The following is a 17,566-nucleotide window of genomic DNA, read 5'->3' as shown; positions in this document are numbered from 1 at the left end:
TTGGTCCCTGCGCCCTTGTCCGTGTCGTTCTTAGCGGAACGGTGGCGAGTAGATCAGACCACCGTCTGTCCACTGGGCGTTCAGCCCGCGTGCCAGTCCGATTGGCGTTTCTTCACCGATGTTTTTGGCAAAGACTTCACCGTAGTTACCGCCGGCGGCAATCGCGCGCTTGGACCACTCGGCGTCCAGACCGAGCATTTCACCCAGCGTGCCTTCGGTGCCCAGCAGGCGTGCCACTTCGGGGTTGCCGGTGTTTGCGGCCATCTCGTTCACGTTGGCCGATGTCACGCCCAGCTCTTCTGCCGTGATCAGCGCGTTCAGCGTCCAGCGCACCACGTCACCCCATTCGTCGTCGCCGTGGCGTACAAGCGGGCCGAGCGGCTCTTTGGAGATGATCTCGGGCAGCAGGACGTGGTCGCCCGGTGCTTCGAATGTCGCACGTGTCGCGGCCAGGCCGGAGGCGTCTGTTGTGTAGACGTCGCAGGCACCTGCAAGGTACTGCTGCTGCGCTTCGGCGTTGGTTTCGATCGGCACCGGCTCGTAGTTGATGTTATTGGCGCGGAAGAAGTCCGCGAGGTTCAACTCGGTTGTCGTACCGGTCTGGATGCAGACGGTCGCGCCGTCGAGATCTTTGGCCGAGGACACACCCAGTGCTTTTGGCACCATAAAGCCCTGACCATCATAGTAGTTCACGCCCACGAAGGTGAACTTGAGGTCAACATCGCGGCTGAAGGTCCAGGTGGTGTTCCGTGCCAGAACGTCGATTTCACCGGACGCAAGCGCCGTGAAACGTGTTTTACCCGTTGTCGGTACGAATTCGACAGCTGTCGGATCGTTCAGAACAGCGGCGGCAATCGCGCGGCATACTGCAACGTCAAAGCCTTTCCATTCGCCGTTCGCATCCGGTGCCGCGAAGCCCACGAGACCTGTGGTCACGCCGCAGTTGAGTTTGCCGCGCGCTTTGACGTCGTCCAACGTACCAGCGGCCGCAGCACCGGCCGACAGGCCAGCGACGGTTAGCGCGCCAAGGATTACTGATTTTTTCATTTTTACCTCTTCCTGATTTTCCGCCAGTTTAACGGCGGGTCGACCGGCACATGTTAGGCCGGAGGCGATATTGAAAGTTTTGACCTTCCAAGTGGGCGATATACTGGGCGAATTCACGCAATAACGTCAAGGGCAGGCGCCGCAAAATCAGCCTGTCTTACCGTTATGTTTTAGCTTTCCTCACGGTACGCGAGATTTTTCACCCTATGAGAGATCAAAAACCGTTTTAGCATGCTCGAATGCCATTTGTTTTATGGCCGCGGCGGCCTCTGCTTCGTCGTCCTTGCCCCATTGTTCCGCCTGCCAGATTTCATCGAGACGGGATATTTCCCAAAGCGCTTGAATAGTTTGCACATCTTGCGTGGCAGCAAAGCCCAGAATCAGTGACCCTGACAGGCTGACGAGGTCATGGAAGGCCGCGAGCTGGAAATCAGACAGGGCGTGCACCCGTGCCTTGAGCGCGGCAAGCGCCTGCGCGTCCTGCGGCACATGTATCACACCCGTCCGTGCCTCCAGTCGCGCGCCCAAGGCCTGCTCCGCCCATGCCAACAACGGATCCCAACGCTCGGATTGACGCGCCACCAGTTCCGCAGGTTGCTCAGCCCGGTAGCAGAGCAGGTCGCTATCGCCGTAGGCTGCCAGCATATCCGCAACCTCCGCATGCTGGACCGCCACCTTGTCCAGAGCGGCGTTGGCGGTGCGGGTGAAGGGCATGTTCTGCGGCTCAATGAGCTCTTCCTGCGCCTCCCATTCCGCAGCAACCGCTTGGGCGAAACCACGTGTGGGCACGAGAAGTGCCCGTTTCGCGGGCGTTTTCACGGGGCGCCCGTCGAGTTCGATGCCATACCCTTCCGGTGCTTCGGTGATTTCCACCGCTGTCCAGAACCGCTTGGCCTTCCATTCACTCATGCCGAGGCCCTCCAGAGTGCCTGTAACGCGCCCTCAAGGGCGGAAAACTCGTCCAGCACCAGTTGCGCGGCAGAGAGAGCGGAGACGGGATGATACCCCCAGCTGACGCCAAATCCGGACACGCCCGCCGCCGCCGCCATTTCCATGTCAAAGCTGGTATCGCCAATCATCACCGTATCCTGCGGTTTGACACCGGCGTCCGACATGGCCTGATAGATCATCGACGGATGTGGCTTGGACGGGTGAAAGTCAGCAACCTGCCGGGTGACGAAGACATTCTCAAGCGCATGCGCTTCGATCAGCTTGTCCAGCCCGCGTTTTGATTTGCCTGTCGCGACCCCCAGAAGGACGTCCGGCGCCGACTGTAGGCGTTCCAGTGTCTCACGGGCACCGGGATAAAGCGGCGAAGACTGCGCCGCTCCGGTCTTCGCGCGCAGGGTCATATAGGCGTCCTTGTAGGCTTGCACCATGCGAGCATGATCGGCCTCCGGGGCCAAGCGGGCCATCGCGACCTCAAGGGACAGGCCGACGATGCCCAGTACGGTCGCACGCGAGGGGCGCGGCAGATCAACCGCGTCAAACGCCTCCCCCATGGCCGCCAGAATGTCACCCTGGCTGTCCACCAGCGTGCCATCCACATCAAAGATCACCAGCCGCAAGGCGCCGCTCATCCCAAGGCCTCAAAGGGGTCTTCCGCCGCGAGATCCTCGGTCCAACCGAAGGTCTCCCAGCTCTGCGCCATATGCTCCGGCAGATCGGCCGTCACTGTGATGGTCTTGCGTGTTTCGGGATGCTCAAAGCGCATCATCCGCGCATGCAGATGCAGTTTCTTGGAAATGATGCCACCCAGCTGCGCGCCCCAGCCATCGCCCATGTTTTCCTGCCCGGAGCCACCGTATTTGCCATCACCGACAATCGGATGCCCGATCTCTGCCATATGTGCCCGGAGCTGGTGGGTCCGACCCGTCAGCGGTTCCATCGCCACCCAGGCGGAGCGAGAACCGACACGGTAGAGCGTGGCATAAAGCGTATGCGCCCGCTTTGCGCCAGGGGTGTCGTCAATGTCACGCGGGTGCAGGGCGATCATCTTTTCGCCCTCGCCGCCGCGCCCGTGACCCGGCGCCTTGACCAGCCCATACTTGATCTCGCCAAGGTAGGGCGTCGGCACTCCGGCGACGAGCGCCCAGTAGATCTTGCGGGTCTCACGGTGCCGCATCGCGGCGGTCAGCGCTTTGGCTGCAAGCCGTGTACGGGCCAGCAACAAGACGCCCGAAGTGTCCTTGTCGAGCCGATGCACCAGCCGCGGTTTTTCGTCAAAGCCGAATTTCAAGGCCTCTGCCAGCCCGTCCACGTGGCGGGTCTGTTTCGACCCGCCTTGCGTCGGTAATCCGGCAGGTTTGTTGAGCGCAATGACGTGGTCGTCCCGGTAGATCACGCAGGACTGGATCAGTTTGCTGTCCGCGTCCGAGACTGACGTGCGGGGTTCCGGCGGCGGCGCTGCCCTGTCCGGCAGGGGGGGCACCCGCACCTGCTGCCCCGCGTCCAGACGCGTGGCGGCCTTGACCCGGCCACCGTCCACGCGGATTTCGCCTTTGCGACACATCTTTTCGATCAGCCCCTGGCTGATTTGGGGAAACTGACGGCGGAACCAGCGATCCAACCGCTGATCCGCATCCTCTTCGCCAACCGTCACTGTCTGAACCCGGCTCATAGCAGCACCCCTCGTGTCATCCAGAGGCCCAGCATCAAACCTCCAACGGAAAGAGCAACGGAGAGCGCCATGTAAAGCCCGGCGGCCCCAAGATCACCGCGTTCGATCAAGGTCACCGCCTCCAGTGAAAAGGCTGAGAAGGTGGTGAACCCGCCCAGAAGACCGGTCATCACGAAAGGGCTCAGATGCGTCAGCCCCTTGTGTGCTGCCAGCACCACGAAAGCGCCCATCAGGAAGGAGCCCAGCACATTTGCCATCATGATCGCCACAGGGAATTCAGAGGGGCCGGTCACCCGCATCACGGAAACGCCCCAGAGGAACCGCAACGACGCGCCAAGCCCGCCACCCGCGGCCACCATGATCAGAGTTTTCATCATGCGCGGTCTGTCACGTACCCGCCTGTGATTGTCAAGTTTCGCGCTTTGCCCGCAGCTTGGCAAAGTAGTCCAGGCGCTTTTTCAACTCACGTTCAAAGCCACGTTCGACCGGTTGATAAAGGCTCGGGCGGGCCATTTTCTCCGGAAAGTAGTTCTGCCCCGAAAACCCGTCCTCAGCGTCATGGTCATAGGCATAGCCTGCGCCGTACCCCTGATCCTTCATCATCGAGGTTGGCGCGTTCAGGATGTGTTTCGGCGGCGGTTCGGACCCGGTTTGCTTGGCTGCCGCGCGCGCGCCTTTGTAGGCCACATAGGTCGCGTTGGATTTCGGGGCCAGCGCCAGATAGGCCAGGGCCTGCGCAAGCGCCAGTTCGCCTTCGGGGGAGCCCAACCGTTCGTAGGTTTCCCAGGATTGCAAACAGATTGCCTGCGCCTGCGGGTCCGCCAGCCCGATGTCTTCCACCGCCATTCGCGTGATCCGCCGCGCCAGATATCTGGGGTCCTCGCCGCCTTCCAGCATCCGCGCAAACCAATAGAGTGCAGCATCCGGGTCTGACCCGCGCACGGATTTGTGCAAGGCCGAAATCAGGTTGTAGTGGGCATCCCCGCCCTTGTCGTATTGCGCTGCCCGCCGCATCAGCCGGGCGGAGAGGGCCGTGGTGTCCAGCTTGCCTTCCACCTTCCACGCGGCCACCTGTTCGATCAAATTGAGCAGGGCCCGCCCGTCGCCATCGGCCATCTCCAACAGCGCCTCGCGCGCCGCGCCCTCCAGTGGCAAAGCGCGGTCCAACTCCTTTTCCGCCCGCTGGGCCAGCAGCTCAAGGTCCTTCAGATCGAGCCGTTCGAGCACCATGACCTGCGCCCGGCTCATGACGGCGGCGTTCAATTCGAACGATGGGTTTTCGGTGGTCGCCCCCACCAACAGGATCGTGCCATCCTCCATATGCGGCAGGAACCCGTCCTGCTGTGCCTTGTTGAAGCGGTGGATTTCGTCGACGAAGAGCAGCGTGCCCTGCCCGTTCTGTCGCCGGATCTTCGCCGCCTCAAAGACCTTGCGCAAATCCGGCACGCCGGTGAAGATCGCGCTGATCTGCACAAAGTGCAAATCGGTCTCATGCGCCAGCAACCGGGCGATTGTGGTCTTTCCTACCCCCGGCGGCCCCCAGAAAATCAGCGAACTGAGCGTGCCGGAGGCCAACATGACTGACAGCGGCCCTTCCGGCCCCAGTATCTGATCCTGCCCGATCACCTCACTTAGGGTTTGCGGACGCAACCGGTCGGCCAGCGGGCGGTGGCCCACCGGTTCTGGGACAGTTTCGCTGGCAAAAAGATCGGTCACGTCATACCCCAAACCGCAATTGAAGGCGCCGGTTTCCGCGAATCACGGTCACCGCATAGCCACGCGCACGGGCGCGAAACGCGGCCGCCACGTCCCGCGGGCGCGCCATGCCTTGTTCATTGATCCCCACAATCACATCGCCCACCCGCAGGCCAACGCGCGCACCAAACCGCCCGGGATCCGTGACCAGAACCCCCTGGCTTTCCAATGGCAGGGTGTATTCGGCAATCACCGCCGGGTTTATCCGCACAAGGCTCAGCCCCGGCAAAACGTCTGTATCCTGCAAAACCAAAGGCTCGCGCTCCGGCACGTCCGGCGCTGGGATCAGCCGCACATCCGTCGTCTGCTCTGCACCCTCCCTCAGGTACGTAATCCGCGCGGTTTGCCCCAGCCCTGTGACGCTCATCCGGTAGAGCATCTCAGGCGGGGTATTGACCGGATGGTTGTCCACAGCGACGATCACATCTCCCACGGCAATACCGGCCTGCGCAAAGGGGCTTTCGGTGTGCATTGCCGAAATGATGATCCCGCCGGGACGATCGAGACCAAAGGCCTCCGCAATCTCCGCATCCGCGGGTTGCCCCCCCATACCTGCCCAAGGCCGTGCGAAACTGGTGCGTCCCGCCCGCGCCTGCGTCACGAAAGCGGCTACGAGATCAGACGGGATCGCAAAGCCGATCCCGTTGGAGCCGCCGGATCGGGTCAGGATTGACGTGTTGATCCCGATAAGCTCCCCACGCACGTCGATCAGCGCGCCACCGGAATTGCCCGGGTTGATCGGCGCGTCGGTCTGGATGAAATAGCCACGTCCCGATCCGGTGGCTGCGCCGGAGCGGGCCAGGCCCGACACGATGCCGCTGCTCACCGTCTGGCCGACGCCGAAGGGGTTGCCGATGGCCAGAACCAGCTCGCCAACCTCGACGGTATCCGAGGCGCGCAGCGGCAAATGGGGCAGATCTTCCGCCCCTTCCAATTGCAAAATCGCCAGATCGCTTTCGGCGTCCCCAAGCAAAACCCGCGCGGTAAATTCGCGCCGGTCCGACAGTACCACGCGAATATCCGTCGCCATCCCCACCACGTGGTAGTTCGAGACGATGATCCCATCCTCGGACAGGATCACACCGGACCCCAGCGAATTCTGCACCCGCGGCTCCGGACGGCCAAAACCTTCGAAAAAGCCGTCAAAAAACGGGTCATCCATAAAGGGCGTGCGGCGGCGGGTTTCCGTCACAAAGCGCGCGTAGATATTCACGACCGCCGGGGCCGTTTCGCGCACCAGAGGCGCAAAACTCAACTGTATCTCCGCCGCAGACTTTGGCACCTGCTGGGCCGTCAGCGGGGCAGCACAGATCAGCATCACAATAGTCAGAAAGGTCCGCATGCCACAGATATGCGCCCCGCTTGCACGGACCGCAACACCTCAGCGTGCTTCGGCCCTGAATATCCGGGCCGGACGCACAAAAAAACCCTCGCCCCGACAGGGACAAGGGTCAGTGCAAAGCGCGATGCGCTTGGCTTATTCGTCAGCGGCTTCTTCGGCAGCCAGACGCGCCTTGTCGGCAGCGCCCTTGGCGTCGCGGTCGCGATCCACGAACTCGATGATCGCCATCGGTGCCATGTCGCCATAGCGGAAGCCCGCTTTCAGCACGCGCACATACCCGCCCTGGCGGTCCTTGTAGCGCGGGCCCAGCACGTCAAACAGCTTGGTGACGTATTGGTCCTGCTTCAGCTTGGCTGCCGCCTGACGGCGCGCGTGCAGATCGCCGCGTTTCGCCAGCGTGATCATTTTCTCGATGATCGGGCGCAGTTCTTTTGCCTTTGGCAGTGTTGTCTTGATTTGCTCATGTTCGATGAGCGAGCCGGCCATGTTGGCCCAGAGCGCCTTGCGGTGCTCATGTGTGCGGTTCAGGCGGCGGTATCCACGTGCGTGACGCATTTTCTATCTCCTAATAATGCCCTCTACGGGCGTTTTTGCTTTGTCTGACCGGGTGATGCGTGTCACCCGGCTCTCCTTGGGGCCTTCTGGCCCGGATATTCCCCGCCAGCTGCGGGCATTTAAGTCCCGCACGCGGCGGGCTATCGCAAAGACCCCTTAGAAGGAGTCTTCGAATTTCTTGGCCAGATCCTCGATGTTGTCTGGCGGCCAGTCTTCGACGTCCATCCCGAGGTGCAGACCCATGCCCGAGAGCACTTCCTTGATCTCGTTCAAGGATTTGCGGCCAAAGTTCGGCGTGCGCAGCATTTCCGCTTCGGTTTTCTGGATCAGATCACCGATGTAGACAATGTTGTCGTTCTTCAGGCAGTTCGCCGAGCGGACAGACAATTCCAGCTCGTCCACTTTCTTCAGCAGCAGCGGGTTGAACTCCAGACCATCGTCCTCATCCGCGCGGGAGGCAGACTCAGGCTCGTCGAAGTTGACGAAGATACCCAACTGGTCCTGCAGAATACGCGCGGCAAAAGCCACCGCGTCATCCGGTGTCAGGGAGCCGTCTGTTTCCACTTTCATGGTCAGCTTGTCATAGTCCAGAACCTGACCTTCCCGGGTCGGCTGCACGTCGTAACTGACCTTTTTGACCGGCGAATAGATCGCATCGATCGGGATCAGGCCGATGGGCGCATCTTCGGGCTTGTTCTTCTCGGAAGAGACATAGCCTTTGCCTTGGTTGACAGTCAGTTCCATGTAGAGATCGGCACCGTCGTCGAGGTGGCAGATCACATGTTCGCGGTTCAGCACGTCAATACCAGCGGATTCCGAAATGTCGCCCGCTGTCACAACGCCAGGACCCTTGGCAGAGATCGACAGGCGCTTGGGCCCTTCGACTTCCATGCGCAGGGACACACCCTTGAGGTTCAGGATGATGTCGGTCACGTCTTCGCGCACACCGGCCACGGATGAGAATTCGTGCAGCACGTTGTCGATCTGTACGGATGTGATCGCCGCACCCTGCAGCGAGCTCATCAGCACGCGGCGCAGTGCATTGCCCATGGTCAGACCAAAGCCACGCTCCAACGGTTCGGCGGTCACGGTGGCCTGACGTGCCGGATCATTGCCCGGCTTCACGTCAAGCTGTTGCGGCTTAATCAATTCAGCCCAATTCTTGTGGATCATGCGTCCCTCCATTCCTGTCTAAGCCCCATGTCCGAAAGGCCAAGACTCTCGAGGTTTCAAAAAAGCGGATGGGGGCCGCGAGAAATCCCGCAGCCCCGATAGTCAAATTCTGATTAAACGCGGCGGCGCTTCGGTGGGCGGCAGCCGTTGTGCGCCATGGGCGTCACGTCGCGGATGGAGGTGATGTTGAAGCCCGCAGCTGCCAGCGCACGCAGCGCGCTTTCACGGCCAGACCCCGGCCCCTGCACTTCCACTTCCAGCGTCTTCACGCCGTGTTCCTGCGCCTTGCGGCCCGCATCCTCTGCCGCCATCTGGGCCGCGTAGGGTGTGGATTTCCGCGAGCCCTTGAAGCCCATGGTGCCGGCGGACGACCAGGAGATCGCATTGCCCTGCACATCCGAGATCAGGATCTTGGTGTTGTTGAAGGAGCTGTTCACATGCGCCACACCTGCGGCGATGTTCTTGCTGGCCTTTTTCTTAACGCGGACTCTGTCACGTGCCATTGGTCAGACCCTCCCTTACTTCTTCTTACCGGCAATGGCCTTTGCGGGGCCTTTGCGGGTACGAGCGTTGGTGTGGGTGCGCTGACCGCGAACCGGCAGGTTGCGACGATGGCGCAGGCCACGGTAGCAGCCCAGATCCATCAGGCGCTTGATGTTCATTTGCGTGTCGCGACGCAGGTCACCTTCGACGGTGTAGTTGGCATCGATGTGCTCGCGCACGGCCAGCACTTCGGCGTCGGAAAGTTCGTTGACCCGGCGGGTCGCGTCGATACCAACCGCTTCGCAAATTGCCTTTGCCGAAGTGTTGCCGATACCGGTGATATATGTGAGGGCGATGGGAACCCGCTTTGCAGTCGGGATGTTTACGCCGGCAATACGTGCCACGTGGTCTATTCCTTTTCGTTGCGGGTCCGTAGTTCCAGACCCTTTTTTCACAACGTAAGCCCGAGGCTTTTCATGGCATCGGGCGTCAGCTGATCAGGTGATCTTGCCTCGCGGGAGCGACCGTTGAGACAAATTGATTCTCGTTAGAGATAGCGCGTGTTATGGGGTTTTGGCGCAGGCGTCAACCCGCCGATGCGATGTCATTTCAGGTGGCCAAACTTCGCCGGAGGGCAACAGCTCAGGCGAGTATAGACCCCTCAGTATCTCTAGGCTAGGTTGTAGCGTATCCGTTTGTCGTCAAGGGACCTCCGATGTCAAAACTCACCGCCACCCGTCCTGCCTCCAAGCGTATGAAACATACGTCCTCCCGCCCCGCCCAAGCCGGTGGCAAAGCCAGCCCTGCACTGGGCGCGCTGCAGGCCAAGGCGGATGACAGCACCCCTGTGACACAGCTGCGGCAGGTGCAGTCGCGGGCCAGCACCGTTGTGCAACGCGAAGTTGATACCTCCTCCAGTCCGTTCCTGCCCGACTACGGCCCGGAGGAAACGCCTGCTTGGGACACCAGCTCGAGCGTCCCGGAGTGGGCCGCGGAGGAGTACAAAGAAGAGTCCAAGGTCAAGCTCATCGCCAGCGTCAAGGACGGCCTGATCGGCAGCATTTACTTCGCAAACGGGCGGATCCGAACGACCCACGGCCATGGGCCGGAATTGAGCAAACACGACCCAAAAAAGACCACGACGCACCAATTCAACATCGACATAAAGGTTGCGTATAAACTGTTCAGTGACAGAAACAGGGGTCTGTTCAAACTGCTCTATGACGCGACAGACCCCAAAAAAGGCGACGAGGAAAGGCGCACAGAAGCATCAGATCAATACCGCCGCACCCGCAAATTGTGGCTTTCGAACTATTTGATCAATACGCCTGTCGACAAGCTTCCTGACTGGGTCACCCCGGTCCCGAGCCACGAAAGCGCCTTTGACACCGAGGCTGCTGATCCTCCCGACAACCTGACCCTCTTTGAGGTTTTCAAGAGAGTGAGCAATGGAAAGGTGCAGGGATGGCACCCGTCTCGAGGAATTGCCGCAAAGTTCGAAACCAACAAACAGGTGGTCTCCGTCCTCAAAGCCGCCATCCTGCATATTCACGGCGTGACCGACACAAACGAGCGCAACACCAAGTTCTACGACTTTATCAAAAAGCGCCTACCTGACTTTGCAAAACAGATCAGAAGGCCGGATCAAGTCTAGCACGGGGAAGTACCAGTAGCCCAGGTTCGTTAGGATGCGTCGAGCGCCGCGCCGATTTCGCCCTGGACGGCATCAATGCTGCCCAGCCCGTCCACGCGCGAGAGCATGTCCTTGGCGTAGTAGTAGCCAATCAGCGGCGAAGTCTGCTTGTAGTATTCCATCAGGCGGGTCTTGAGGCTTTCCTCGTTGTCATCCGCGCGGCGCTTGAACTCGATACCGCCGCAGTTGGTGCATTTGCCATCCGCCGGGATCGGCTTGGTGTTGTCGTTATAGACCTCACCGCACATCGCGCAGGTCGAGCGCGCAACGATCCGCGCGACCAGGGCGGCATCATCGACCCGCATCTCGATCACCGCGTCCAGGGTCTCATTCTGGCTCTCCAGCAGGGCGCCCAGGGCATCCGCCTGCGCCAGCGTGCGCGGGAAGCCGTCGAAGATGAAACCATTCGCCTTCACCGTCTCGAGCTTTTCCTTGATCAACCCGATCACGATCTCGTCGGTCACAAGCGCGCCGCGGGCCATCACGTCCGCCACTATGTTACCCATTTCCGTGCCGCTGTCCTTGGCCTCGCGCAGCATATCGCCGGTGCTGAGCTGCACCATGCCGCGTGTTTCTACTAGGTGACGCGCCTGCGTCCCCTTACCAGCCCCGGGAGGCCCCAGCAGGATAATATTCATCGGCGGACGGGGCTCCGTTTCTTGCGTGGTTTGCCGCCAGATTTACCGCGCAGTTGCGACTTTTCAAGCAGACCTTCGTATTGGTGGGCCAGAAGGTGGCTCTGCACCTGCTGGATCGTGTCCATGGTGACCGAGACGACGATCAGCACGGATGTGCCGCCGAAGTAGAAGGGAATGGCAAACTGTCCGCGCAGGATTTCCGGCAGCAGACAGACCGCCGCAAGATACCCCGAGCCCAGCACCAGCACGCGGTTGACCACGTATTCGAGGTATTCAGAGGTCTTCTTGCCGGGCCGGATGCCGGGCACAAAGCCGTTCTGGTTTTTCAGGTTGTCCGCCACGTCATCCGGTTTGAAGCTGACGTTGAAGGTATAGAAGTAGGCAAAGAAAACGATCATCGCCACGAAGAAGGTCAGGTAGAGCGGCTGTCCCGGACCAAAGTTCGCCAGCAGCCAGGACATCACAGGATTGGTGGAATTACCCGAAAACGTGCTGATCGTGACCGGCAGCAGCAGCAGGGACGAGGCAAAGATCGCCGGGATCACGCCCGCCGGATTCACCTTGACCGGCAGGTGGCTGGAGCCGCCGTCATAGACCTTCATCCCCACCTGACGGCGCGGATACTGGATGTGGATCTTGCGCAGCGCACGTTCCATGAACACGACGAACATGATCGTCGTGATCACCATAATGATCACACCGATGATCACCGCGGGGCTGATCGCGCCCGAACGACCGGAGGCAAAGAACTGCGCCAGGGCCGCCGGGACCTCGGCGATAATGCCCACGAAGATGATCAGTGAAATACCGTTGCCGATGCCGCGGGCGGTGATCTGCTCGCCCAGCCACATCAGGAACATGGTGCCACCGACCAGTGTGATCAGGCACGACATGCGGAAGAAGAGACCCGGATCGGTGACGATATCGCCCGCTTCAAGGCTCACCGCGAGCCCGTAGGCCTGCAATGTGGCCAGCAGCACCGTGCCATAGCGGGTGTACTGGTTGATTTTCTTGCGGCCCTGTTCGCCCTCTTTCTTCAACTGCTCCAGCGACGGCACCATGGACGTCAGCAGCTGCACGATGATCGAGGCCGAAATGTACGGCATGATCCCAAGGGCAAAGATGCCCATCCGCCCCAGCGCGCCCCCGGTGAACATCGACACCATGCCGCCGATGCCCTGCCCCGCCTGCTCCATGAACTCGCGCAGGGCCACGCCATCAATGCCCGGCACCGGGATGAAGGTGCCCAGACGATAGACGATCAGCAGACCAAGCGTGAAAAGGATGCGATTGCGCAGGTCGGTGGCCTTACCCAGCGCGGACCAGCTGGTGTTGGCGGCCATGCTTTCGACAGCAGATACCATGAACGGGCTCTCTTTTGATACGGACACGCCGCCCGGGCCGTTTTCCGGCGGGCGGCGTTCGGGAAAACTTGAAAGACTATGTAAGCGGCGAAGGCGCCGCCCACAAGCCTGAACTCGGGCCTCAGGCCTCTGACGTTTCCGCGACCGGCGCCGCCACGGTCAGCGACCCGCCGGCTTTTTCAACCGCTTCGATGGCGGATTTGGACGCGCCTGTGACTGTCAGGTCGAGCTTGGCGGTCACCTCACCCTTGGCCAGCACACGAATGCCGTCACGCTTGCGCCGGATCAGGCCGGACTCAACCAGTACGTCTTCGGTGATCGCTTTCTTGGCGTCGATCTTCTTGGCGTCGATGAATTTCTGGATCAGGCCCAGGTTCACGACGGAATATTGCTTGCGGTTCGGCTTGTTGAAGCCACGCTTCGGCAGGCGTTGATAGAGCGGCATCTGCCCGCCTTCATACCCGTTGATCGCCACGCCTGAGCGGGATTTCTGACCTTTGATCCCGCGGCCACCCATTTTACCGGTGCCGGAACCTGGGCCACGGCCGACGCGCTTGCGTTTCTTGGTGGCGCCCGCGTTGTCAGACAGTTCATTCAGTTTCATTGTCGCTTCTCCTTTGGCCGGATGTACCCCCCAGCGACGGGAGCAGGCAAACACGGCGTTTCGATTCTATGATCACCCTTGTGGTGGTCGTGGGCGTATAGACCTCATATCTGCTTAGATCAAGCGCCCAAAATCGTGCAACGGAGGGCCGCGTCCGACCCAGGGCCGGAGGCCGTCTGTGAAATCGCTCCAGTAGAGCGATTTAGGCCGCAGGATGGGCCTGCCCATAGGGCGGGTCGGGCGCAGCACGTGATCGGGGATCACGGGCCTAATCACCGGTCCAGTATTTCGGCTAGTAGTAGCCACTCCTGCCATCAAATGCCTCCGCGGCACGTCGACTCGCAGCCTCATCCTCCGCAATTTCTCTGTCGCGCTGCGCAATGTTAGTCGCTTCATGACTAGACGGCTTTAGGGTGATGGGAATCTTGAAGCTAACACGACTGACCTGTTCTGCTGAGACAGTCTTGTCACCCTTTGCTCCAACTTCAATCGACATCACTCTTATGCCGGCCTTGGCGCCACCGCTCTTTTCTGAAGAGGCCGTAACGGCGACATCAAATGAAACATTCTGCACCCGGCGCATTGTGTAATTGGAACTTCCGGGCTAATAGACTTCGCTTCCGGACTGAGCGGATGGTGGGTTTATCACAATGTCTTCTGATGTGTAGTGCTCCTGAAGATCCGTCGTCGCATCAGCAATTGCAGAAATAGTTTCGGCGATAAATTCTTTCAAATCCATTTAGTACGACCTTTCTTATTCACTTGGCTGAGCGTAGCAAAAACAAAAAAACGCCCCGCAGTTTCCCACGAGGCGTCTTCAATTTCAATTCGGCGAAAAGCTCAGTCGCGCTCTTCCACGATCTCGACCATATGCGGGATGGAGTTGATCATACCACGCACAGACGGCGTGTCTTCCAGCTCGCTGGTCTTGTGCATTTTGTTCAGGCCCAGGCCGATTAGCGTCGCGCGCTGTTTGGCGGGGCGGCGGATCGGGGAGCCGATCTGCTTTACTACAATCGTCTTGGCCATGCTTATGCCTCCTCAGCCACTTGCGCGGAGGACTCAACGTTGTCTTCACGCTTGGGCAGAATGTCGGCCACTTTCTTGCCGCGACGCTGCGCGACCGACCGGGGGCTCGATTCTTTCTTCAACCCGTCCATGGTGGCGCGGATCATGTTGTAGGGGTTCTGCGAGCCGATGGACTTGGACACAACGTCCTTCACGCCCAGCATCTCGAACACGGCCCGCATCGGACCACCGGCGATGATACCAGTCCCCTCAGGCGCTGTGCGCATGACCACTTTACCGGCGCCGTGACGGCCTTCCATGTCGTGGTGCAGCGTGCGACCTTCGCGCAGTTGCACGCGGATCATCTGGCGCTTGGCCTGCTCTGTGGCCTTGCGGATGGCCTCGGGAACCTCTTTCGCCTTACCCTTGCCAAAGCCCACACGGCCCTTCTGGTCACCCACGACCACGAGGGCCGCGAAACCAAAGCGCTTACCGCCTTTTACGGTTTTGGACACGCGGTTGATGGCGACCAGACGGTCGGCAAATTCCGGTGCTTCGTCACGATCACGGCCTCTGCCACGTCGGTTGTCACGTTCTGCCATAGAGAACATCCTTTGATATCTGGGCAAGCGCCCGTTTGTCTCAACCCAAGTGAGCGCAATGCCCCCGGATCATCGAGGCGGCCACCACAGCCGCCTGCGCTGTCTCAAACAACGGTGGCCTAAAGCCCACCTTACCCGCATGCAGGTAGGGTGGGCCTTGGGCCACCGTACCTTAGATTTTCAGACCACCTTCGCGGGCAGCGTCGGCCACGGCCTTGACCTTCCCGTGAAAGAGGAAACCGCCGCGGTCGAAGTAAGCTTCTTCCACACCGGCTTTCTTGGCGCGTTCGGCAATCGCCGCGCCCACCTTGGTGGCCGCTTCGATGTTGTTCTTGCCCACCACACCGAGGCCCTTTTCCAGTGTCGAGGCGGAGGCAAGCGTCTTGCCCGCCACGTCGTCGATCAGCTGCACACTGATGTTTTTGCTGGAGCGGTGCACGGAGAGGCGTACGCGCCCCGCGTTCACCTTGCGCAGTTTGTTCCGAACGCGCAGGCGGCGCTTCAAGAACAGGTCTCTTTTGCTATTTGCCATTGTTTGCGTCCTTACTTCTTCTTGCCTTCTTTGCGGAAGATGAACTCGCCCTTGTAGCGGATGCCTTTGCCCTTGTAGGGCTCGGGCTTACGCCAAGCGCGGATGTTCGCGGCAACCTGACCAACAAGCTGTTCGTCAATGCCTTCCACCACAATCTCGGTCTGTTTCGGAGCCGTCACGGTCACCCCTTCAGGCGCCGTATAATCCACATCGTGGCTGAGGCCGAGGTTCAGCTTCAGGGTGTTGCCCTGCATGCTGGCCCGATAGCCCACACCCTGGATTTCCAGCTCTTTCTTGAAGCCGTCGGTGACGCCGGTGACAAGGTTCGCAACCATCGTGCGGGACATGCCCCACTGCTGCCGCGCGCGCTTGGATTTGCCGCGTGGCTCGATGTTGATCACGTTGTCCTCGACCTTCAGGGTCACATCATCCGTGGCCTTGAAGGACCGGGTCCCCTTGGGGCCCTTCACTTCGATGGTCTGACCGTTCACGGAGGCGGATACACCGCTGGGCAGGTCGACCGGTTTTTTACCAATACGAGACATGAGCCCCTCCTTAGAAGACGGTGCAGAGCACTTCGCCGCCAACGTTGGCGCTGCGTGCTGCTTGGTCAGACATCACACCCTTGGGGGTGGAGACAATCGACACGCCCAGGCCCTGACGGACAACGGGGATGTCATTGACGCCCATGTAAACGCGGCGACCGGGTTTGGAGACCCGCTTCAGCTCGCGAATGACAGGTTCGCCTTCATAGTACTTCAGGCTGATTTCGATGGCGGGGTGGCCGTCGGCACCGGTGGTTTTCTCATAGCCACGGATGTAGCCCTCGTCCGCCAGCACATCCAACACCCAGGCGCGCAGCTTGGAGGCAGGCGTGTGGACGGTGGATTTACCGCGCATCGAGGAGTTCCGGATGCGTGTCAGCATATCTGCGATAGGATCGTTCATCTGATGCGCTCCTTACCAGCTCGACTTGACCATGCCGGGGATCTGGCCGTTCGAGCCAAGGTCCCGCAGCGCGATCCGCGAAATTTTCAGTTTGCGATAGTAGGCGTGTGGACGACCGGTCAGCTGGCAGCGGTTGTGCAGACGCACAGCGCTGGAGTTGCGCGGCAGTTTCGCCAGCTTCAAGGAAGCGCGGAAACGCTCTTCCATCGGCTTGTCCTGGTCGTTCACGATTGCCTTGAGTTCAGCGCGCTTGGCAGCGTATTTCTTCACCAGAGCTTCGCGCTTCTTCTCGCGTTCGATCATAGATTTTTTAGCCATATCTATTCCCTCCCGATCAGCTGTTGAAAGGCATGTTGAAAGCTTTCAACAGGCTCTTTGCTTCAGCATCGGTTTGCGCCGTTGTGGCGATCACAATGTCCATTCCCCAGTTCTCATCGATCTTGTCGAAGTTGATCTCCGGGAACACCAGATGCTCTTTCAGGCCCATGGCATAGTTGCCACGCCCATCGAAAGACTTGCCCGACACGCCGCGGAAGTCGCGGATGCGGGGCATCGCAATGGTGATCAGACGGTCGAGGAATTCGTACATGCGGTCGCCGCGCAGGGTCACTTTCGCGCCCATCGGCATGTCCTCGCGGACCCGGAAACCGGCGATGGATTTCTTCGCCGTGGTGGTCAGCGCCTTCTGGCCCGCGATCAACGTCAGATCTTCGACCGCCGACTTGGCCTTCTTGCTGTCACGCACGGCCTCGGCACCGCAGCCGATGTTCAGGACAATCTTGTCCAGACGCGGGATCTGCATGTCGTTCTTGTAACCGAACTCTTCCTTCATCGCCGCGCGGATGGTGCCCTTATACGCGGCCTTCAGGCGGGGGGTGTAATTCGCTGTATCAAGCATCGATCACGTCTCCCGTTGTCTTGGCAAAACGGACTTTCTTGTCACCATCCATCTTGAACCCGACCCGTGTCGCTTTGCCTTTGGCATCGACGAACGCGAGGTTGCTGAGGTCAATCGGCATCGCCTTGGGGATGCGACCGCCCTGGCTTTCCTGGGACTGACGTGTGGCGCGGATGGCGATGTTGATGCCGTCCACAATTGCCTTGCCGGATTTCGGGTCCACAGACGTGATGTTGCCTGTCTTGCCTTTGTCCTTGCCGGCCAGCACGATGACCTTGTCACCTTTTTTCAACTTGGCAGCCAT

At 60.2% G+C, this 17,566-nt stretch carries 24 protein-coding genes; 1 reads left to right on the top strand and 23 read right to left on the bottom strand.

The annotated features are described in order from the left end of the window. Positions 1-30 precede the first annotated feature (30 nt). The 11 genes from ISX84_RS07730 to rpsM all read right to left on the bottom strand — a co-directional run bounded on the left by ISX84_RS07730 (position 31) and on the right by rpsM (position 9,379). Positions 31-1,047, bottom strand: coding sequence for an amino acid ABC transporter substrate-binding protein (locus tag ISX84_RS07730; RefSeq protein ID WP_195819762.1), 1,017 nt, complete (start codon positions 1,045-1,047; stop codon positions 31-33). Between the two features lie 204 nt (positions 1,048-1,251). Further along, the gene (locus ISX84_RS07725) at positions 1,252-1,956 is read right to left on the bottom strand and encodes an ATP12 family chaperone protein (RefSeq protein ID WP_195819761.1); all 705 of its coding nucleotides are present in this window, start codon (positions 1,954-1,956) and stop codon (positions 1,252-1,254) included. Beyond that, entirely contained in the window at positions 1,953-2,627 is a 675-nt protein-coding gene (locus tag ISX84_RS07720; RefSeq protein WP_195819760.1) for an HAD-IA family hydrolase, read from the bottom strand. The genes ISX84_RS07725 and ISX84_RS07720 overlap by 4 nt, the downstream gene beginning before the upstream one ends. Beyond that, positions 2,624-3,667 (bottom strand): RluA family pseudouridine synthase, encoded by a 1,044-nt coding sequence (locus tag ISX84_RS07715; RefSeq protein ID WP_195819759.1) that lies wholly within the window; start codon positions 3,665-3,667, stop codon positions 2,624-2,626. Before ISX84_RS07715 ends, ISX84_RS07720 begins: the two co-directional genes overlap by 4 nt. Next, complete coding sequence (gene crcB / locus ISX84_RS07710; RefSeq protein WP_195819758.1) at positions 3,664-4,044, bottom strand: fluoride efflux transporter CrcB; 381 nt, start codon at positions 4,042-4,044, stop codon at positions 3,664-3,666. Before crcB ends, ISX84_RS07715 begins: the two co-directional genes overlap by 4 nt. Positions 4,045-4,075: 31 nt before the next feature. Next, on the bottom strand, positions 4,076-5,383 hold the full coding sequence (locus ISX84_RS07705; RefSeq protein WP_195819757.1) for a replication-associated recombination protein A: 1,308 nt from the start codon (positions 5,381-5,383) through the stop codon (positions 4,076-4,078). 1 nt (position 5,384) lies between these two features. Beyond that, positions 5,385-6,764: a trypsin-like peptidase domain-containing protein gene (locus ISX84_RS07700; RefSeq protein ID WP_195819756.1), complete on the bottom strand. Its 1,380-nt coding sequence runs from the start codon at positions 6,762-6,764 to the stop codon at positions 5,385-5,387. 135 nt (positions 6,765-6,899) lie between these two features. After that, positions 6,900-7,319 carry a 50S ribosomal protein L17 gene (gene rplQ, locus ISX84_RS07695; protein ID WP_195819755.1) on the bottom strand — a complete coding sequence of 140 codons (420 nt, stop codon included), beginning with the start codon at positions 7,317-7,319 and terminating at the stop codon, positions 6,900-6,902. A gap of 156 nt (positions 7,320-7,475) precedes the next feature. Continuing rightward, positions 7,476-8,492, bottom strand: a complete 1,017-nt coding sequence (locus tag ISX84_RS07690; RefSeq protein WP_195819754.1) for a DNA-directed RNA polymerase subunit alpha — start codon at positions 8,490-8,492, stop codon at positions 7,476-7,478. A gap of 113 nt (positions 8,493-8,605) precedes the next feature. Next, positions 8,606-8,995, bottom strand: coding sequence for a 30S ribosomal protein S11 (gene rpsK / locus ISX84_RS07685; RefSeq protein WP_159974560.1), 390 nt, complete (start codon positions 8,993-8,995; stop codon positions 8,606-8,608). A 15-nt stretch (positions 8,996-9,010) separates the two neighbouring features. Beyond that, positions 9,011-9,379, bottom strand: a complete 369-nt coding sequence (rpsM, locus tag ISX84_RS07680; protein ID WP_195819753.1) for a 30S ribosomal protein S13 — start codon at positions 9,377-9,379, stop codon at positions 9,011-9,013. A 443-nt stretch (positions 9,380-9,822) separates the two neighbouring features. Here rpsM and ISX84_RS07675 point away from each other — a divergent pair, with 443 nt between their 5' ends. After that, on the top strand, positions 9,823-10,629 hold the full coding sequence (locus ISX84_RS07675; RefSeq protein ID WP_195819752.1) for a hypothetical protein: 807 nt from the start codon (positions 9,823-9,825) through the stop codon (positions 10,627-10,629). 29 nt (positions 10,630-10,658) lie between these two features. Here the strand turns inward: ISX84_RS07675 and ISX84_RS07670 are convergent, their stop codons facing one another. The 12 genes from ISX84_RS07670 to rplX form a co-directional block, all read right to left on the bottom strand. Continuing rightward, positions 10,659-11,306: an adenylate kinase gene (locus tag ISX84_RS07670; RefSeq protein WP_195819751.1), complete on the bottom strand. Its 648-nt coding sequence runs from the start codon at positions 11,304-11,306 to the stop codon at positions 10,659-10,661. After that, the gene (gene secY, locus ISX84_RS07665) at positions 11,303-12,670 is read right to left on the bottom strand and encodes a preprotein translocase subunit SecY (RefSeq protein ID WP_195819750.1); all 1,368 of its coding nucleotides are present in this window, start codon (positions 12,668-12,670) and stop codon (positions 11,303-11,305) included. Before secY ends, ISX84_RS07670 begins: the two co-directional genes overlap by 4 nt. Positions 12,671-12,791: 121 nt before the next feature. Beyond that, positions 12,792-13,274: a 50S ribosomal protein L15 gene (gene rplO, locus ISX84_RS07660; protein ID WP_195819749.1), complete on the bottom strand. Its 483-nt coding sequence runs from the start codon at positions 13,272-13,274 to the stop codon at positions 12,792-12,794. A 604-nt stretch (positions 13,275-13,878) separates the two neighbouring features. Further along, the gene (locus tag ISX84_RS23355) at positions 13,879-14,013 is read right to left on the bottom strand and encodes a hypothetical protein (RefSeq protein WP_268247445.1); all 135 of its coding nucleotides are present in this window, start codon (positions 14,011-14,013) and stop codon (positions 13,879-13,881) included. A 101-nt stretch (positions 14,014-14,114) separates the two neighbouring features. Next, complete coding sequence (gene rpmD, locus ISX84_RS07655) at positions 14,115-14,303, bottom strand: 50S ribosomal protein L30 (protein ID WP_195819748.1); 189 nt, start codon at positions 14,301-14,303, stop codon at positions 14,115-14,117. Between the two features lie 2 nt (positions 14,304-14,305). Next, the gene (gene rpsE, locus ISX84_RS07650; RefSeq protein ID WP_195819747.1) at positions 14,306-14,884 is read right to left on the bottom strand and encodes a 30S ribosomal protein S5; all 579 of its coding nucleotides are present in this window, start codon (positions 14,882-14,884) and stop codon (positions 14,306-14,308) included. 172 nt (positions 14,885-15,056) lie between these two features. Continuing rightward, positions 15,057-15,416 carry a 50S ribosomal protein L18 gene (gene rplR / locus ISX84_RS07645; RefSeq protein WP_195819746.1) on the bottom strand — a complete coding sequence of 120 codons (360 nt, stop codon included), beginning with the start codon at positions 15,414-15,416 and terminating at the stop codon, positions 15,057-15,059. Between the two features lie 11 nt (positions 15,417-15,427). Beyond that, positions 15,428-15,961: a 50S ribosomal protein L6 gene (gene rplF, locus ISX84_RS07640; RefSeq protein WP_195819745.1), complete on the bottom strand. Its 534-nt coding sequence runs from the start codon at positions 15,959-15,961 to the stop codon at positions 15,428-15,430. Between the two features lie 10 nt (positions 15,962-15,971). Then, entirely contained in the window at positions 15,972-16,364 is a 393-nt protein-coding gene (rpsH, locus tag ISX84_RS07635) for a 30S ribosomal protein S8 (RefSeq protein WP_195819744.1), read from the bottom strand. A gap of 12 nt (positions 16,365-16,376) precedes the next feature. After that, a complete protein-coding gene (rpsN, locus tag ISX84_RS07630) occupies positions 16,377-16,682 on the bottom strand; it encodes a 30S ribosomal protein S14 (RefSeq protein ID WP_195819743.1) in 306 nt (101 codons plus the stop codon). Between the two features lie 16 nt (positions 16,683-16,698). Beyond that, positions 16,699-17,262: a 50S ribosomal protein L5 gene (gene rplE, locus ISX84_RS07625; protein WP_195819742.1), complete on the bottom strand. Its 564-nt coding sequence runs from the start codon at positions 17,260-17,262 to the stop codon at positions 16,699-16,701. Then, positions 17,255-17,566 (bottom strand): 50S ribosomal protein L24, encoded by a 312-nt coding sequence (gene rplX / locus ISX84_RS07620; protein ID WP_195819741.1) that lies wholly within the window; start codon positions 17,564-17,566, stop codon positions 17,255-17,257. The genes rplE and rplX overlap by 8 nt, the downstream gene beginning before the upstream one ends.

This window comes from Roseobacter sp. MH60115 (assembly GCF_015644665.1).
Classification (GTDB): Bacteria; Pseudomonadota; Alphaproteobacteria; order Rhodobacterales; family Rhodobacteraceae; genus Roseobacter.
The sequence above is the reverse complement of the archived record's forward strand: the minus strand, read 5'-3'. Positions and strand labels throughout refer to the sequence as shown.

Bases quoted from the DNA above. Each gene is read 5' to 3' on its own strand.
- ISX84_RS07715 (WP_195819759.1), bottom strand. From the start codon at position 3,667: ATGAGCCGGGTTCAGACAGTGACGGTTGGCGAAGAGGATGCGGATCAG.
- rplQ (WP_195819755.1), bottom strand. From the start codon at position 7,319: ATGCGTCACGCACGTGGATACCGCCGCCTGAACCGCACACATGAGCAC.
- crcB (WP_195819758.1), bottom strand. From the start codon at position 4,044: ATGATGAAAACTCTGATCATGGTGGCCGCGGGTGGCGGGCTTGGCGCG.
- rplR (WP_195819746.1), bottom strand. From the start codon at position 15,416: ATGGCAAATAGCAAAAGAGACCTGTTCTTGAAGCGCCGCCTGCGCGTT.
- ISX84_RS07720 (WP_195819760.1), bottom strand. From the start codon at position 2,627: ATGAGCGGCGCCTTGCGGCTGGTGATCTTTGATGTGGATGGCACGCTG.
- rpsN (WP_195819743.1), bottom strand. From the start codon at position 16,682: ATGGCTAAAAAATCTATGATCGAACGCGAGAAGAAGCGCGAAGCTCTG.
- rplO (WP_195819749.1), bottom strand. From the start codon at position 13,274: ATGAAACTGAATGAACTGTCTGACAACGCGGGCGCCACCAAGAAACGC.
- rpsH (WP_195819744.1), bottom strand. From the start codon at position 16,364: ATGAACGATCCTATCGCAGATATGCTGACACGCATCCGGAACTCCTCG.
- secY (WP_195819750.1), bottom strand. From the start codon at position 12,670: ATGGTATCTGCTGTCGAAAGCATGGCCGCCAACACCAGCTGGTCCGCG.
- ISX84_RS07730 (WP_195819762.1), bottom strand. From the start codon at position 1,047: ATGAAAAAATCAGTAATCCTTGGCGCGCTAACCGTCGCTGGCCTGTCG.
- ISX84_RS07670 (WP_195819751.1), bottom strand. From the start codon at position 11,306: ATGAATATTATCCTGCTGGGGCCTCCCGGGGCTGGTAAGGGGACGCAG.
- ISX84_RS07700 (WP_195819756.1), bottom strand. From the start codon at position 6,764: ATGCGGACCTTTCTGACTATTGTGATGCTGATCTGTGCTGCCCCGCTG.
- ISX84_RS07725 (WP_195819761.1), bottom strand. From the start codon at position 1,956: ATGAGTGAATGGAAGGCCAAGCGGTTCTGGACAGCGGTGGAAATCACC.
- rpmD (WP_195819748.1), bottom strand. From the start codon at position 14,303: ATGGCCAAGACGATTGTAGTAAAGCAGATCGGCTCCCCGATCCGCCGC.
- rplX (WP_195819741.1), bottom strand. From the start codon at position 17,566: ATGGCTGCCAAGTTGAAAAAAGGTGACAAGGTCATCGTGCTGGCCGGC.
- rplE (WP_195819742.1), bottom strand. From the start codon at position 17,262: ATGCTTGATACAGCGAATTACACCCCCCGCCTGAAGGCCGCGTATAAG.
- rplF (WP_195819745.1), bottom strand. From the start codon at position 15,961: ATGTCTCGTATTGGTAAAAAACCGGTCGACCTGCCCAGCGGTGTATCC.
- rpsK (WP_159974560.1), bottom strand. From the start codon at position 8,995: ATGGCACGTGACAGAGTCCGCGTTAAGAAAAAGGCCAGCAAGAACATC.
- ISX84_RS07690 (WP_195819754.1), bottom strand. From the start codon at position 8,492: ATGATCCACAAGAATTGGGCTGAATTGATTAAGCCGCAACAGCTTGAC.
- rpsE (WP_195819747.1), bottom strand. From the start codon at position 14,884: ATGGCAGAACGTGACAACCGACGTGGCAGAGGCCGTGATCGTGACGAA.
- ISX84_RS23355 (WP_268247445.1), bottom strand. From the start codon at position 14,013: ATGGATTTGAAAGAATTTATCGCCGAAACTATTTCTGCAATTGCTGAT.